Source organism: Agromyces sp. Leaf222 (assembly GCF_001421565.1).
GTDB lineage: Bacteria > Actinomycetota > Actinomycetes > Actinomycetales > Microbacteriaceae > Agromyces.
Genome location: NZ_LMKQ01000001.1, coordinates 920,984 through 936,572, shown reverse-complemented (window position 1 = coordinate 936,572; position 15,589 = coordinate 920,984). Strand labels below are relative to the sequence as shown.

Genomic DNA, 15,589 nt, shown 5'->3' with positions numbered 1-15,589 from the left:
GGGGATGCGGCGGGGCCGGCCGACGACCGCCGGCCGGCCCCGCCTCATCGGGTTACTTGTTGACGCTGAAGCCCTGGTCGTTGCCGTAGTCGACGAGCTGGTCCTGCCAGTTCGCGAGGCCGTCGTTCAGGTCGGCGTTGTTCGCGTAGGACTGGCCCACGGTGTCGCCGAAGATGCTGTTCGCGTACACCTGGTAGGGCAGGTACGACCAGCCGGTCGAGACGTCCTTCGAGGCCTGCGTGAGCACCTCGTTGATCTTCTGGCCGCCGAAGTACTCGGACTCCTGGTTCACGAAGTCGGGGTTGTCGAGGTCGGCCGTCGTCGCCGGGAAGCCGCCGCTCGAGAGGAAGACCTCGATCGACGCCGGGTCGGAGTTCAGCCAGCGCAGGAACGCGGCGGCCAGCGCCGGGTTCTCGGACTGCGTGGTGACCGACTGGCCGCCGCCGCCGTTCTCGGCCGTCGTGGGCGTGCCGTCGTACGTCGGGATCGGGGCCACGCGCCAGTCGCCAGCGGCATCCGGAACGCTCGATTCGAGCACGCCGGGCATCCACGCGCCCGTCACGAGGGTCGCGATCGAACCGTCGCCGAGGCCCTGGTACCACTCGTCGGTCCAGCCGGGCGTGGTCGAGAGCAGCTTGCCCTCGACGAGCTCGTTCCAGACGCCGGTCCACTTCTGGGTGCCCTCGTCGGCGAGGTCGACGGTGATGTTCGTGCCGTCGATGCCGAACGGGCGGCCGCCGGCCTGCCAGATCATGCTCGTCGTGAAGCCCGCGTCGCCGGTGTCGGCGGTGATGAACTTCGTCGGGTCGGCGGCGTTCAGGTCCTTCGCGGCCTGCACGTACTCGTCCCACGTGGTCGGCACCTCGATGCCGTACTCGTCGAACACGCTCGCGTTGTAGAACATGGCCATGGGGCCCGAGTCCTGCGGCAGGCCGACGAGCTTGCCGTCGACGTTCACGGCGCCCCAGGTGGAGGCGCTGTACTGGTCCTCGAGGTCGCCGAGCCCGTACGAGCTGAGGTCGACGAGCGAGTCGGAGAGCGCGAACTGCGGAATGGCGTAGTACTCGATCTGCACGACGTCGGGAGCGCCCGAGCCGGCCTTGATCGCGTTCTGCAGCTTCGTGTACTCCTCGGTGTTCGTGCCCGCGTTGACGAGCTCGACGTCGACGTTCGGGTAGGCGTCCTCGAACGCGGCGACCTGCGCCTCGGCGCTGGGGGTCCAGCTCCAGTAGGTGAGCTTGCCGCCCTTCTCGAGCGCGGCGTCGAGGTCGGAGGCCGAGCCGCCGGCGTCGGACCCGCCGCCGGAGCCGGCCGAGCAGGCAGCGAGCGTACCGATGAGGGCCGCGGCTGCGACGACCGAGAGGGTCCGCCTGGCGGCGGAGCGAGCGATGCTCATGGTGATTCCCTTCACTTCGTTGTGTTCGTTGTCGTGGTGTTCGTTGTCGTGGTGTTCGTTGTGTGCCATGTGGTTCCGGGGCAGGACGCTCCGGTGAGCGGATGGTGCGCGTGGTGCAGGTACGCCTCGCAGTGCCGCTCGGTCACTGCTTGACGGATCCGGCGCTGAGCCCCGACTGCCAGAACCGCTGCAGGCCGAGGAACGCGACGACGATGGGGACGATCGTGAGGAGGGACCCCGTGATCACCAGGTTGTAGATGGGCTGCGCGCTGACGCCCGTGGCCTGCGCGCTCCACTGGTTGAGGCCGACCGTGAGCGGGTACCACGTCGGGTCGCTCAGCATGATCAGCGGCAGGAAGTAGTTGTTCCACGTCGCGACGACCGTGAACAGCAGCACGGTGACGATGCCGGGCGCCAGCAGGCGGATCGAGATCGTGAAGAACGTGCGGAACTCGCCCGCGCCGTCCATGCGCGCCGCCTCGAGCAGCTCGGTCGGCACCGAGTCGACCGCGTAGACCCAGATCAGGTACAGGCCGAACGGACTGATCAGCGACGGGATGATGATCGCCCACGGCGTGTTCGTGAGGCCGAGCTGGCTGAACATCAGGAACGTCGGCACCGCGAGCGCCGTTCCGGGCACCGCGATCGCGCCGAGCACCACGGCGAAGACCGCCTTGCGCCCCGTGAACCGGAACTTCGCCAGGCCGTAGCCGGCGAGCGTCGCGAGCAGCGTCGCACCGCCCGCGCCGACCACGACGTAGAGCAGCGTGTTGCCGAACCAGCGCAGGAAGATGCCGTCCTTGTAGGTCAGGGTCTCCCAGATGTTCTGGAACAGCACGAAGTCGTCGTCGAACCAGAGCCCGAAGCTCGAGAACAGGCCCGCCTGGGTCTTCGTCGCGTTGATCACGAGCCAGACGAGCGGCACGAGGCTGTAGATCACGAAGATGCCCATGAGCAGCGTGAACGCGACCGACTTGCGGGGGCGCAGCGGCGAGGAGTACTTCGGGCGGTACGCACCCCGACGGGTGCCGGAGCCGCTGCGGCCGCCCGCGGCATCCGTCGTGGTCATGACCTCGGTCATCGTGCTCATCGCTCTTCCTTCCGCGAGCCGCGCAGCTGCACGACGTAGGCGATCACGGCGGTGAACACGCCCATGACGATCGCGACGGTCGCCGACGCGTTGTACTGCTGACCGGCGAACGAGAGGTTGTAGGCGTACATGTTCGGCGTGAAGTACGTGGTGATGATGTTCGGGGCGAGCGTGCGCAGGATGTTCGGCTCGTTGAACAACTGGAAGCTGCCGATGATCGAGAAGATCGTCGCGATCACGATCGCGCCGCGCAGGGCCGGCAGCTTGATGCCCGTCACGACGCGCATCGGACCGGCGCCGTCGAGCTCGGCGGCCTCGTAGAGGTCGGTCGGGATGACCTTGAGCGCCGAGTAGAAGATCAGCATGTTGTAGCCGACGAACTCCCAGGTCACGATGTTGCCGATCGAGACGAGGATCCACTCCCGGGCGAACGGCGTGACGATCGTCGAGCCGAGCCAGTCGTTGATGTTCGCGGCGAGGCCGAAGTTGTCGCCGTAGATGAAGCCCCACATGAGCACGGCCACGACCGCCGGAACCGCGTAGGGCAGGAAGATCGCGATGCGGAAGAAGCCCGTCGCGTGCAGTCGGGCGCTGTCGATGGCGAGGGCGGCCACCAGGGCCAGGCCGAGCATCACGGGCACCTGCACGAGCAGGAACAGCGTGACCCGGCCCAGGCCCTCCCAGAATTGCGGGTCGACGAAGAGCGCGGCGTAGTTCTCGAAGCCGACGAACGCGTTGCCGCCGACGAGCTGCTCGCGGTAGAGGCTGAGGTAGATGGAGTACGCGACCGGCGCGATGAAGACGAGCAGGAACACGACGAGGAACGGCGCCACGAAGGCGAGGCCCTTCCATTCGCTGCGGGTGCGGCCGCGCGTGCCACGGCGACCTGCATCGCGTCGGCGGGGGGCGGATGTCGCGGCCGGGCCGGGGTGTGGAACCAGTTCTGGGGACGTCGTTGTCATCGGATCTTTCCAATCGAGGAGATGTTGACGTCAACATCTCGCGAGGACACCGTAGCATGTTGACGTGAACATGCGCCACTCTTCACGAGGGCGCGCTGAAGGGAGCCGGAGATGACGACGACCGACCCGACGGGCGCCGCCGGCGGCGGCTTCGGCAGCGGCTCCGGCAACGGACGCCGCCGAGCGCCGTCCATGGCCGATGTCGCGCGCGAGGCCAACGTCTCGGGCCAGACCGTGTCGCGGGTGTCGAACGGACGCGACAACGTCGACGCCATCACACGCGACCGTGTGCTGGCCGCCATGTCCAAGCTCGGCTATCGCCCGAACAGCGCTGCACGCGCCCTGCGAACCGGCCGGTTCCGCAGCATCGGCGTGATCATGTTCACCCTCTCGAGCTTCGGCAACATGCGCACCCTCGACGCCATCACCATCGCTGCGAGCGCCGCCGGCTACTCGCTCACGCTCATTCCCGTGCCGCACCCGACCAAGGGCGAGATCTCGGTCGCCTTCGACCGCCTCGCGGATGCCGCGGTCGACGGCGTGATCCTCGTGGTCGAGGCGCATCTCTTCGACGAGTCCGATGTCGAGCTGCCCGACGGCCTGCCCGCCGTGATCATCGACGCCTCGGGCGACGAACGCTTCCCGGGCGTCGACACCGACCAGGCGCACGGCGCCCGCCTCGCCGTGCAGCACCTGCTCGACCTCGGACACGACACCGTCTGGCACGTCGCCGGGCCCGACCGCTCCTACTCGGCCACCCGCCGCCGCGACGCCTGGGCCGCGACCCTCGCCGAGCACGGGGCATCCGCTCCCCCGGTGCTCGAGGGCGACTGGTCGACCGAGGCCGGCTACGAGCTCGGCCTCGAGCTGGCCGCGAACCCCGCCGTGACCGCCGTCTTCGCCGCGAACGACCAGATGGCGCTCGGCGTGCTGCGCGCCATGCACGAGACCGGGCGCGCCGTGCCGGGCGACGTCAGCGTCGTGGGCTTCGACGACATGGCCGAGTCGAGCAGCTTCTGGCCGCCGCTGACGACCGTGCACCAGTACTTCGGCGAGGTCGGCCGACGCTCGGTCGAGGCGCTGCTGCACGAGGTCGAGGCGGGCGAGCGCCGCGCCAACTCGCTCGTCGACGTCGAGCTCGTCGTGCGCCACAGCACCGCGCCGCCGCGCCGCTGACGGGCGCGCAGCGCCCGTCGCCCGCCGCCCGCCCGCCGTACGCCGCGACCTCGTGCATCGGGCCGTCGCGCGCCCAGGCCCGCGTGCGCCCGCCGCAGCGGGGACGCGCGTGGTCGCCTCGGCGCCCCGCACACGACCACACGCGTCCCCGACGGGTGCCGGGGGGTGCCGACGGGGCCGGGCCGCTCGGGTGAGGCGGCGTCAGCGCGGGTCGACGGGCGTGAGCGTGCCGAGCGCGGCCTCGACGTCGCGCGCCGCGGCCAAGGCGATGTGGTCGCCGTTCGCCGGGCCGATGAGCTGCACGCCCGTCGGCAGGCCCTCGTCGTCGAGTCCGGTGGGCACGGCGACCGAGGGCAGGCCGAGGAAGTTCACGGCCACGAGCAGGCGGTGGTCGCGCCAGAGTTCGGTCGTCGCGGCGGGGCCTGAGAGATCGACGCCGATGCGCGGCATCCGCCTCGTCGACACCGGCCCGAGCACGATCGGGTGCTCGGACTGGAACCTCGCCCACGCGGCCGCGACGACGACGCGCTGCGCCCAGGCTCCGCCGTACTCGTCGCCCGACTCGAGCACGTGCGTCTCGGAGGCGTTGTCGAGGAAGTACCGCGTCGCGCCGTCGCTGAGCGGCGCCGGCAGGCCGCCGGGTCGGAACGCGCCCACCATCTCGGTGACGGACAGCTGGCGCCACATCACGGCCGCGTCCTCGAGCATGGGCGGCTCGGCGTCGACGACCTCCCAGCCCGCTGCGGCGAGCGCCGACGCCGCACGCTCGATCGCCTCGGCGACCTGCGGCTCCACGCCCCAGCCGAGCGGATCGCGCACGACGGCGACGCGGCGCACCCCTTCGTAGGTCGACGGGTGCGGCACGGTCACGACGAGGGGGTCGCGCCCGTCGGCGCCGTGCATGAGCGAGAACGCGAGGTCGAGGTCGTCGACGTGCCTGGCGATCGGGCCGTTCACGGCGAACATCTGCAGCGAGAGCGGCAGCGGCTCGACGACGAGCGACGGCGCGGGCACGCGGCCGGCCGATGGCCGCAGTGCGCAGACGCCCGCGGCATACGCGGGCAGCCGCAGCGATCCGCCGTAGTCGTTGCCGAGACCGATCGCGGCCATGCCCGTCGCGACCGCGACCGCGTCGCCGCCGCTCGATCCGCCCGGCACCCGCTCGGGGTCCCACGGGTTGTTCGTGCGGCCGAAGAGGTCGTTGACGGTGTCCCAGCGCAGCCCGAAGTCGGGCATGTTGCCGCGCGCGATCGGGATCGCCCCGGCCGCGAGCAGGCGGTCGACGAAGGTCGCGTTCTCGGGCGGCACCGCACCGGCGAGGAAGGTCCAGCCCTGCGTGGACGCCGACCAGGTGAGGTCGATGTTCTCCTTGACGCTGATCGGCACGCCGGCGAGCGGGCCGACCTCCTCGCCCGCGGCGATGCGCGCGTCGATCGCTGCGGCGAGCTCGCGCGCACGGTCGGCGAAGACGACCGTGGCCGCGCCGACCGCGGGGTTCACGGCGTCGATGCGCGCGAGGTGCGCCTCGATCACGGCGACGGCCGTCAGCTCGCCAGAACGCACCCGCCGGGCGAGCTCGCGGGCACCCAGCCTCCAGGGCTCGGGCTGCCCGGGGTCAGGCGCGGACGCGGGCGCGGACGCGGGCTGCCGGAGCTGGGATTCGGTCACGGGGTTCCTCCTCGGGGGATGGCGGTCGTCGATGTGGCGACACTGGGCAGGGCACCGGTTCGGGCGGGGCGCCGGCGTCGCGGCACCCATCCCTCGCGGGGGATCGAATCGAGCAGCATCCTCGTGTACTCGGCCGTGGGGCGGTAGAGCACGTCGGCGATCGGACCCTGCTCGACGATGAGGCCCGACCGCATGACGACGACCTCGTCGCACAAGCGTCGCACGGTGTTCAGGTCGTGCGAGATCATGAGCAGCGCGACCCCGGTCGAGCGGCGGATGCCGTCGAGCAGCGTCAGCACCTCGACCTGGGTGGTGACGTCGAGCGCCGAGACCGCCTCGTCGAGCACCAGGATCTCGGGCTCGGCGGCGAGCGACCTCGCGATGGTGACGCGCTGCCGCTGTCCACCCGAGAGGGCGCGCGGATGCCGGTCGGCGAGCGCCGCATCGAGTGCGACGTTCGCGAGCAACTCGTCGACCCGGGCCGTCAGCTCGACGCGGCCTGCCTTCGGCCGGTGCAGGGCGACGGCCTCGGTGAGGCAACCGCGCACGGTCTGGCGCGGATCCAGCGACTGGTACGGGTCTTGGAACACCATCTGCGCGATGCGGGCTCGGCGGCGGCGGCCGCGCGCCCCGCGCGCCGGGCGCGTCCAGTCCTCGCCCTTGACGGTGACCGAACCGGCATCCGCCGACTCGAGGCCGCAGATGATGCGCGCGGTGGTCGACTTGCCCGATCCGCTCTCGCCGACGATGCCGAGCGACCCGCCGGGGGCGAGCTCGAAGCCGACGTCGTCGACGGCGACGAACTCGTCGTGCCCGAAGCCCTGGGCGGCGCGCACCCGGAACGTCTTGCGCAGCCCGTCGACGCGCAGGATCGGCTCGGCAGGCGTGCCGGTGGGGCGCACCTCGTCGGCGGGCATCGACGCCGACAGCAGCCGTATCGTGTACGGGTCGCTCGCCCGCTCGCGCATGCCCGCCGCCGGAAGCGTCTCGACGGTGCGGCCCTGGTTCATCACGACGACACGATCGCAGACCGCGCCGGCGAGCGGCAGGTCGTGCGTGATGAAGAGCATCGCGAGGTCGCGGTGGCGGCGCAGGTCGGCGATGACCGCCATGACCTCCTCCTGCGTCGTGACGTCGAGGGCGGTGGTGATCTCGTCGGCGAGCAGGATCCGCGGGTCCATGGCGAGCGTCGCGGCGATCATGACGCGCTGCAGCAGTCCGCCCGAGAGGTCGCCCGGCCGCTGGCGCATGCGCCGAGAGGGGTCGGGCACCCCGACCTCGTCGAGCAGGTCGATGGCACGCCCGGCCGCGGCATCCGCTCGCTCCCCCGCGACCGAGACGAGCGCCTCGGTCATGAAGTCGCCGATCGTGCGGAACGGGTTGAGGTGCGCGCGCGGCGTCTGGAACACCATGCCGAGGCGTCGAGCCCGCACGTCGCGGAGTCGCGCGGGCGGCAGCAGCGAGAGGTCCTCGCCGTCGATGCGGATCGTGCCGCCGACCGCGAACCCCTCGGGCAGCAGGCCGGCGACCGCGCGGGTCGAGAGCGTCTTGCCCGACCCCGACTCCCCCACGAGGCCGAGCGCCTCGCCGGCGTGCACCTGCAGCGTGCAGTCGTGCACGAGGGTGCGAGCATCGGCCGCGGCCGACGTCGCGATGGACACGCGATCCAGTTCGAGCACGATCCCGCTCGGAGTCTCGGTCATCGTTCGCCCCTCTCGGCCCACACGGTCACTCTGGCGCCGAGCACGTTGACGGCGAGCACGGTGATCACGACGAACAGCGCAGGGAACATCGACTGCTCGGGTGCGCCGGCGATGAGAGCCGGTTGGCCGCCCGCGATCATGACGCCCCAGTCGGATGCCGGCGGCTGGGCGCCGAGACCGAGGAACGAGATCGCGGCGAGGTCGAGCATCGCGTAGCCGAACCCGATGGTGGTCTGCGCGAAGAGCGCCGGGAGCAGCGCGGGCACGAGGTGCCGGAAGCAGATCGCCGCCGACCCGACGCCCTGGATGCGCAGGGCCGCCATGTACGGCCGCCCGAGCTCCTGCCTGGCTCCGGCCCTGATCAGCCTGGCCACGATCGGGAGGTAGGCGATCGCGAGGGCGAGCGTGGGCGCGAGCAGCCCCTTGCCGAACATCGCGACGGCGAGCACGGCGAGCACGAGGCCGGGGATCGCGAAGATCAGCTCGATCACGCGCGACGCGATGCCGTCGACCGCCCCGCCGAACCACGCCGCCGTGATGCCGAGCGCGGCGCCGAGCAGGCTCGAGACGGCCACGACGATCACGGGACCGATGACGCTGGGCGCGGTGCCCGCGAGCACGCGGGAGAGGATGTCGCGGCCGAGGTCGTCGGTGCCGAAGGGGTGCGCGAGGCTCGGCGCCGCCGACACCGGTCCGACGTAGATCGCATTCGGATCGTACGGGGCGAGCGCCTGGCCGAAGACGGCCATGACGGCGACGCCGACCACGACCACCACGGCGGCGATGACGAGCGGGTCGCGCGTGGCGGCCCGGCGCACGACGGCGGCGACCCGGCCGCCGGCGAGTTGTGCGACGCTCATGCGTTCCTCCTGGGCTTGGCGCTGTCGGGGTCGATGACGGCGATCGCGATGTCGGCTACTGCGTTCAGCACGACGAAGACCACCACGAGCAGCAGCGAGATGACCTGCACGACGGGCAGGTCCTTGCGCGCCGCGGCCTCGGTGAGCAGCGACCCGAGTCCGCCGATGCCGAACGCCTGCTCGGCGATCGCCGACGTCGCGAAGAGCCCGGCGACCGTCACGCCCGAGACCGCGAGGATCTGCGGCGAGGCGTTCAGGAACACGTGCCGGCGGAAGACCTGCGAGCGCGGGATGCCGCGCACCCTCGCCGTGTCGACGTGCTCGGAGTGCAGCTGGCCGACGACCGCGCCCCGCGTGATGCGGCTGAAGAACGCGACGTAGAGCACCGAGAGCGAGATGGCCGGCAGGGTGAGGTGGGAGATCATGTCCGCGAATCCCTCGCCCGCCCCGTAGACGGGGAACCACCCGAGCACCCTCGCGAACACCCAGATCAGCAGGATCGAGACGACGAACGTGGGCATCGCCATGCCGATCGAGGTGCCGATGAGCACGGCGCGATCCGCCCTCGGTCCCCGGGTCGCGGCGAGCACGCCCGACCCGATGCCGAAGATCGCGATGAGCACCGCCGTGTAGAGCACGAGCATCACGGTCACGCCGATGCGGGGCGCGATGAGCGCGCCGACATCCGTCTTGTAGACGAACGACGTGCCGAGATCGCCCGTGAGCACTCCGCCCACCCAGTGCAGGTACTGCTGCCAGACCGGGTCGTCGAGGTGGTGCTGCGCACGGATCGCCTCAACGAGCTCGGGGGTGGGGCGGATGCCGCCTGCGAGCGCCGAGACCGGGTCGCCCGGCGTGAGCAGCACGGCCGAGAAGATGACGACGCTGGCCAGGAACAGGGTGAGCGCGAGCTCGCCGAGCTTGCCGGCGAGGGTGCGAACGACTCCCGCGTTCATGTGGTGCCTCCGATCCTGTCCAGCGTCGCCGTGCTCATTCGCTGCCGAGGTGCAGCGCCCAGGGGCTGCTGTAGACCGCGACCGAGGTGGTGACGCCCGTGAGCCCGTTCTGCAGGAACGTCGTCTGGTAGGCCGAGGCGAGGGTCACCTGCAGCTGGTCGGGCGCGAAGATCTCCTGCGCGGCGATGAACGCATCGGCGGATGCCGCGGGGTCGAGCGTCGTGCGCGCGGTCTGCAGGTCGGCGGTCACCTCGTCGTTCGAGTAGCCGCTCCAGTTGAAGAAGCCGCCGAGCTCGGCGGGGAGCAGGAACTGCTGGGCGTAGCCGAGCACCCCCGGTGCGTCGAGGTAGCCGACGGTCGCGACGAAGTCGATGGACTCGCGCGCGGCCGGGTCGAAGAAGATCTGCGAGAAGTCGGTGGGCTGGCGCTCGTCGATCTCGATCGTGAGTCCGATCTGGGCGCCGGCCGCCTGGATGATGGCGGCCGTCTGCGAGAGCTCCTTCGCGCCGGCCGGAATCGCGACGACGAGCGGCTTCGACGTGTCGACGCCCGATTCCTCGACGAGCTGCTTCGCCTGTTCGAGGTCGAGTTCGGGTGCCGCGAGCGCGTCGTACGCCTCGGTGTACTGGTCGGCTGCCTCCATGCCGGACCACGCGAACGGCGGGGTGAAGGTCGACTGCGGTTCGCCGAGCCCGTGCAGCACCGTGGTGATGAACTGCTCGCGGTCGATCGCGAGGCTGAGCGCCTGGCGGATCCGCGGGTCGGCTCCGGCCCCGGTCGAGTTCGTCGGGCCGAACGAGTACGACGCGGTCGACGGGCCGAGCACGAGGCGTCCGCTGTCGGAGCCGGCGAAGTTGTCGCGGCTGGCGGGCGGCACGTTGAAGGCGCCGTCGACCTCGCCCGCGAGCAGCGCGTTGGCGAGCGTCGCACCGTCGGTGATGAAGGTGTACGTCAGGGTGCCGACGAGCGGCGCACCGCCCCAGTAGTCGGGGTTCGCGCTCGTGACGATCTCGGTGCCCGGCGTCCACTCGTCGAACACGTACGGGCCGGTGCACATGACCCCGCCCGTCGAGGTGCCGAACGCGTCACCCGCCTGCTCGACGAACGCCTTGCTGAGCACGGCGCCCGCCGCGCCCGCGATGGCGTCGCGGAAGGTCGAGTCGGGTGCCGTGAAGTGCACGGTGACCTGGAGGTCGCCGGTGACCTCGATCGTGTCGACGAGCACGAACGCGGGGAACCAGGCCGAGGTCTCGACGCGGTTGCGCTCGAGGCTGAAGGCGACGTCGTCGGCCGTGAGCGACGTGCCGTCCCAGAAGGTCACGTCGTCGCGCAGGTCGATGACGAAGGTCACCGGGTCGACCCAGTCGGCGCTCGTCGCGACGCCGGGCTCGACGGTGAAGTCGGGGCTGATCGTCAGCAGGTTCTCGCAGAGGTTGGGGATCGCCAGGCTGTAGTCGCCCGCGGGGTCGAGCGTCGTCGGCTCGCCCTCGACGAGCGCCCAGGTCACCTCGTCGACCGCGCCGGTCGCCGCGGGCAGCGACGACACGAGCTTCGAGGAGTCGACGGGCTCAGACGTGACCGGCGACGTGTCGGCTCGACCCGTGCATCCGCTCAGGAACACCAGGGCTGCGACGGCGCCGGCGGCGGCCGCGGTGATGCGTGTGGTTCTCATGACGGGTCCTTTCGTGCTGCTGTGGGGTGGCGGTGCAGTGCGTCGGCGGTGCGCCTCGGCGGTGGAGCGTCAGGTGATGCGATTGGTGGGATGGGCGGATGTCGGGGGCGGGCGTCGCGGGGCGCGCGCCGCGGGGGCGCGCCGCGGGGCGGGCGTCAGCGCACGACGAAGACGCGCACGCAGACCTGGCCGTCCTCGTCGCGGGCGAGGCCGACGAACTGGTGCTCGGCGAGCCAGCGGTGCGCCGGGGCATCCGTCTGGAACACCGGCGCGGTGCGGAAGTAGATCTCGGCCTCGTCGACGTGCTCGCCGGCCTCGTGGAGTGCGATGGCCTCGGCCGACGCGCGGAAGTAACCGCGGTTCAGGATGTCGATGACGGCGCCGTCGTCGGCACGCAGCAGGTAGCGCGCCTCGAGCTGCGACGTGCCGCTGCGCTCGACGGCCCAGTCGCCGCCGCCGGCGAGCACGACGCCGTTCAGCAGCGGCCCCGCGACGGTGCCGCCGGTGATCGGGGTGAACGTGAGCTCCTCGTCGGCGCTGCGGCCGATACGCAGGTGCGGGTCGCAGTCGACGCGGAGTTCGAACGCGAACTCGAGCACGGGTTCAGACATGGTGGGTTCCTTTCGGTTCGGTCACGGCGACCGGTGCGATGCCCGGCGACGCGATCGTGACAATGAGGCGGAACGGCCGGTCGCCGCCGAGCTGGAGGCGCTGCCGGTTGGTGGTGGTCTCGGTCGCGCCCCACGGGTCCTCACCGGTGCCGGGCTGCGGGATGAACTCGGGTGCGTCGCTGCTCGACACGTGCACGCGCAGTCGATGCCCCGCCTTCAGCCGGTAGCCGAGCTGCCCGAGGTCGACCTCGACGGTGGCCGCATCCCTCGCCTCCCGCAGGTGCACCTGGCCGCGGGCGATGCGGAACGCCCGGCCACGCTCATCCACGTCGAGCAGCCGCACGAACAGGTCCATGACCGGCCCGTCGGAGGCGATCACGGCCTCGGCCCGCACGGGCCCCGTCAGGTCGACGTCTTCGGCGACGGGTTCGGTCGTGAAGGCGATGACATCGGCGCGGTCGGCGAGCGCGGCCTCGTCGGGCGCGTCGAGCAGGAACGCGAACGCGTTCGCCACGCTCGAGGGCACCGGGTCGGCCGGGTCGTGCACCCATTCGAGGTCGGATGCCCCGGCTGGGCGCTCGTCCGAGAGCGCGCCGTCCGGGTGGGCGAAGAGCTCGAGCGGTGCGGCGCCGGCCGGCGGCCAGGTGTCGCTCGCCCGCATGCCCGGCGTGCCCGCCAGGTTCCAGGCGACGCGCGGGATGTCGGTCGGCGCGCCGTTGCCGCGCACGAACACCTCGAAGAACGCCAGCGACGGTTCGAGCATGCGCGGCAGGCCGGCGAGCAGTTGTTCGTGCGAGCGCTCCTCCACGCGATCGGCGTCTGCGTCGTCGAGGTAGTACGACTCGTGGTCCATCGACTCGATGCGCAGGAAGTGGTTCAACGCCCACGCCGGCCGCTGCTCGATGCGCGCGACATCCGCCCACGAGAGCGGCGCGCAGTTGTCCCACCAGCCGATGGTGTGCAATGTGGGCACGGGCCGCGCGTCGAACGGGTCGCCGTTCGGGAAGCGCGGCAGGTGCACGGGCCGCGGGTACCACTGGTCGTACGAGATCGAGCGCGAGCCGAGCTGTTCGAGCACGGCCTCGACCTGCGCGCTGTAGGGGCGACGCTCGGGGTCGAGCTCCCAGAAGTAGGCGTCGCGCGAGTGGAAGTACGTGAGCGGGTAGAGGTAGGTGATGCCCCACTCGACGCCGCGGGTGCGGGCGCCGGGCTCGGCTCGCACGGGTTCGCCGAGCTGCGTGCCGGTCACGCGCGGCGCGATCGCCTTGAGCGCCGGATGCTGCGACGACGCCGCGGCCCACTGCGTGTACCCGTAGTAGCTGTCGCCCCACATGGCCACGCGTCCGTTCGACCACGCCTGGTTGACGATCCACTCGATCGTGTCGTACCCGTCGTCGGCCTCGTTGACGAAGAGCAGCGCCTCGCCCTCGGAGCGGAACTTGCCGCGCACGTCCTGGGCGACCACGCGGTATCCGCGCTTCGTGAACTCCTCGGCGATGAGCGGGATGTACGTGTAGGCGCCGCTCTTGTCATAGGGCAGGCGGATGAGCACGGTCTCGCCCGGTGCGGCATCCGGCGTCGTCGGCGCACCGGGCAGGTAGACGTCGGTCGCCAGTCGGATGCCGTCGCGCATGCGGACGAACTCCTCGCGGGCGAGCGGGCTGACGGGCCCTGGGCCGACGTGCTCGATGTGCTGCATGGGTTCCTCGCTCGCCTCTCTCGTGGTTCGGGTGGATGCCACGGTAGATTCGGATAGGGTTATTAGTCAAGTCCGACTAGAAAATAAATGACGGGCGTCCCGCACCACGACCGCACGGCCGATATCGTGCGAGGAGGAGGAGACACATGGCGCGACCATCAGTGGCCGATGAACGCACGACGCAGATCGTCGAGGCGACCATCCGGGCCATCGGCACACACGGCATCACCGGAGCGAGCCTCGACCGCATCGCCGAGGAGGCCGGCATGTCGCGCGGCCACGTGCGCCATTTCGTCGGCAACCGCGAGCAACTGCTCCGCGTGAGCGCCCGCCGGTTCTACTACGACGGCACCGAGGGAACGTCGATCCTGCCCGCGGGCACCGTCACCGTGGCATCCGCCCTCGACCACCTCTTCGGTGACGAGTTCGCCGCCCCCGGCCGCGAGAACGCCGTCGTGCTCGGGTTCGTCGAGGCCGCGCGCACCGACCCGGCCCTCGCCGAGCTCATCGTCGACGCCTACCGGGGCACGCATGACCTCCTCGCGCGCCTCATCGCCGCCGAGCACCCCGGCGCCGACGCCGACGCTTGCGCGAGCACGGCCTACGGCATCGTCGCCATCGCGCTGCACAACGTGTTCCTCAGCGACATCGTCTCGGCCGCCACAGGCACCGCCGCCGCGCGCGCGACCGCCGAGCGGCTGCTCGCGGCACTCCCCTGACGGGCTACGCCGGGCTGTACCGGGAACGCGAAGTTCAGGTGCCGGATGCCGCGTCGGCCGACCTGCGATACCGGTCGGCGTAGACGCGCAGCAGGTCGCGCAGCTCCGGCGGCGACTCGACCGTGAAGTCCATGCCGAGCATGCCGATGTAGGCCGCGATCGTGTCGAGGCTGTCGGCACCGGTGAGCAGTACCGACTCGTCGGCCGAGACCTCCTCGACGATGCCGACGGCGGGGTGGATGCGATCGAGCACGGCGGATGCCGCGGCCGCGACGCGCAGGCGGGCGTGCACGTTCCATCCGCTCACCGCGACCTGCCGCATCGTGAAGGCCGTGTAGTCGCCGCCGGGCACGAGCCGCGGCTCGAAGGAGCGACGCGTCGGCAGGCGCGGGCGCACGCGGTCGGCGCGGAAGACGTCCCACTCCCCCGACTCCGGATCGCGCGCGACGAGGTACCACCGCCGCAGCCAGGAGAGCAGCCGGTAGGGCTCCACGAGTCGCGGCACGCCGTCGTGGGCACCGGAATCGTGGGCGTAGTCGAAGCGCAGCCACTCGACCGACCGGATCGCCGTCGCGATCGCGCGCAGTACCTCGGGGTCGACCTCGGGGTCCGGCGCGTCGGTGTCGTTGTTCTCGGGCGCCCGGTCGATGACGCTCGCGACGGCCTCGACCAGGGGGCGGAGCCTCGGCGGCAGCACCTGCTCGAGCTTGGCCAGCGCGCGGCGGCTCGACTCGCCGACGCCCGCGACACCGGTGGCCGCGCGCAGGCCGATGGCCACGGCGACCGCCTCCTCGTCGTCGAGGAGCAGCGGCGGCAGCCGGCCGCCCGCGCCGAGCCGGTAGCCGCCGATCGAGCCGCGGGTCGCCTCGACGGGATAGTCGAGGGCGCGGAGCCGCTCGACGTCGTTGCGGATCGTGCGCGTGGTGACCGCGAGCCGCTCGGCGAGCTCGGGTCCGGACCATGACGGACGCGACTGCAGCAGCCCGAGCAGCGCGAGCAGGCGGCCCGCGGTCTCGGTCACGGCGTTCTCCGACGAAAATCAGCCAACAGGAACGATCCTTTCCGCTATCGACCGTA

Annotated in this window: 13 protein-coding genes; 2 read left to right on the top strand and 11 right to left on the bottom strand. The window is 71.3% G+C overall.

Going from position 1 to position 15,589, the window contains the following annotated elements:
* Positions 1-52: 52 nt before the first annotated feature.
* The 3 genes from ASE68_RS04000 to ASE68_RS03990 all read right to left on the bottom strand — a co-directional run bounded on the left by ASE68_RS04000 (position 53) and on the right by ASE68_RS03990 (position 3,448).
* Positions 53-1,396: a sugar ABC transporter substrate-binding protein gene (locus ASE68_RS04000; RefSeq protein ID WP_055860649.1), complete on the bottom strand. Its 1,344-nt coding sequence runs from the start codon at positions 1,394-1,396 to the stop codon at positions 53-55.
* 142 nt (positions 1,397-1,538) lie between these two features.
* Positions 1,539-2,486 (bottom strand): carbohydrate ABC transporter permease, encoded by a 948-nt coding sequence (locus ASE68_RS03995; RefSeq protein ID WP_055855367.1) that lies wholly within the window; start codon positions 2,484-2,486, stop codon positions 1,539-1,541.
* Positions 2,483-3,448, bottom strand: a complete 966-nt coding sequence (locus ASE68_RS03990) for a carbohydrate ABC transporter permease (RefSeq protein WP_055855365.1) — start codon at positions 3,446-3,448, stop codon at positions 2,483-2,485. Before ASE68_RS03990 ends, ASE68_RS03995 begins: the two co-directional genes overlap by 4 nt.
* A 111-nt stretch (positions 3,449-3,559) precedes the next feature.
* On the opposite strand from ASE68_RS03990, the gene ASE68_RS03985 reads away from it, so the two are divergent.
* Positions 3,560-4,624, top strand: coding sequence for a LacI family DNA-binding transcriptional regulator (locus tag ASE68_RS03985; protein ID WP_055855363.1), 1,065 nt, complete (start codon positions 3,560-3,562; stop codon positions 4,622-4,624).
* Between the two features lie 201 nt (positions 4,625-4,825).
* On the opposite strand, the gene ASE68_RS03980 is transcribed toward ASE68_RS03985, so the two are convergent.
* From ASE68_RS03980 to ASE68_RS03950, 7 genes are all read right to left on the bottom strand, one after another.
* Positions 4,826-6,292 (bottom strand): amidase, encoded by a 1,467-nt coding sequence (locus ASE68_RS03980; RefSeq protein WP_200921665.1) that lies wholly within the window; start codon positions 6,290-6,292, stop codon positions 4,826-4,828.
* A complete protein-coding gene (nikE, locus tag ASE68_RS03975; RefSeq protein ID WP_055855362.1) occupies positions 6,289-7,995 on the bottom strand; it encodes an ABC transporter ATP-binding protein in 1,707 nt (568 codons plus the stop codon). Before nikE ends, ASE68_RS03980 begins: the two co-directional genes overlap by 4 nt.
* Complete coding sequence (locus ASE68_RS03970) at positions 7,992-8,855, bottom strand: ABC transporter permease (RefSeq protein ID WP_055855359.1); 864 nt, start codon at positions 8,853-8,855, stop codon at positions 7,992-7,994. Before ASE68_RS03970 ends, nikE begins: the two co-directional genes overlap by 4 nt.
* On the bottom strand, positions 8,852-9,811 hold the full coding sequence (locus ASE68_RS03965) for an ABC transporter permease (RefSeq protein WP_055855358.1): 960 nt from the start codon (positions 9,809-9,811) through the stop codon (positions 8,852-8,854). The genes ASE68_RS03970 and ASE68_RS03965 overlap by 4 nt, the downstream gene beginning before the upstream one ends.
* A 34-nt stretch (positions 9,812-9,845) precedes the next feature.
* Positions 9,846-11,483: an ABC transporter substrate-binding protein gene (locus ASE68_RS03960; protein WP_055855356.1), complete on the bottom strand. Its 1,638-nt coding sequence runs from the start codon at positions 11,481-11,483 to the stop codon at positions 9,846-9,848.
* A gap of 155 nt (positions 11,484-11,638) precedes the next feature.
* Positions 11,639-12,094, bottom strand: coding sequence for a DUF3237 domain-containing protein (locus tag ASE68_RS03955; RefSeq protein ID WP_055855354.1), 456 nt, complete (start codon positions 12,092-12,094; stop codon positions 11,639-11,641).
* The gene (locus ASE68_RS03950; protein WP_082461973.1) at positions 12,087-13,793 is read right to left on the bottom strand and encodes a CocE/NonD family hydrolase; all 1,707 of its coding nucleotides are present in this window, start codon (positions 13,791-13,793) and stop codon (positions 12,087-12,089) included. Before ASE68_RS03950 ends, ASE68_RS03955 begins: the two co-directional genes overlap by 8 nt.
* A 146-nt stretch (positions 13,794-13,939) precedes the next feature.
* On the opposite strand from ASE68_RS03950, the gene ASE68_RS03945 reads away from it, so the two are divergent.
* Entirely contained in the window at positions 13,940-14,512 is a 573-nt protein-coding gene (locus ASE68_RS03945) for a TetR/AcrR family transcriptional regulator (RefSeq protein WP_055855352.1), read from the top strand.
* A 34-nt stretch (positions 14,513-14,546) separates the two neighbouring features.
* Here the strand turns inward: ASE68_RS03945 and ASE68_RS03940 are convergent, their stop codons facing one another.
* Positions 14,547-15,533 carry a YafY family protein gene (locus ASE68_RS03940; protein ID WP_055855349.1) on the bottom strand — a complete coding sequence of 329 codons (987 nt, stop codon included), beginning with the start codon at positions 15,531-15,533 and terminating at the stop codon, positions 14,547-14,549.
* Positions 15,534-15,589: the final 56 nt, after the last annotated feature.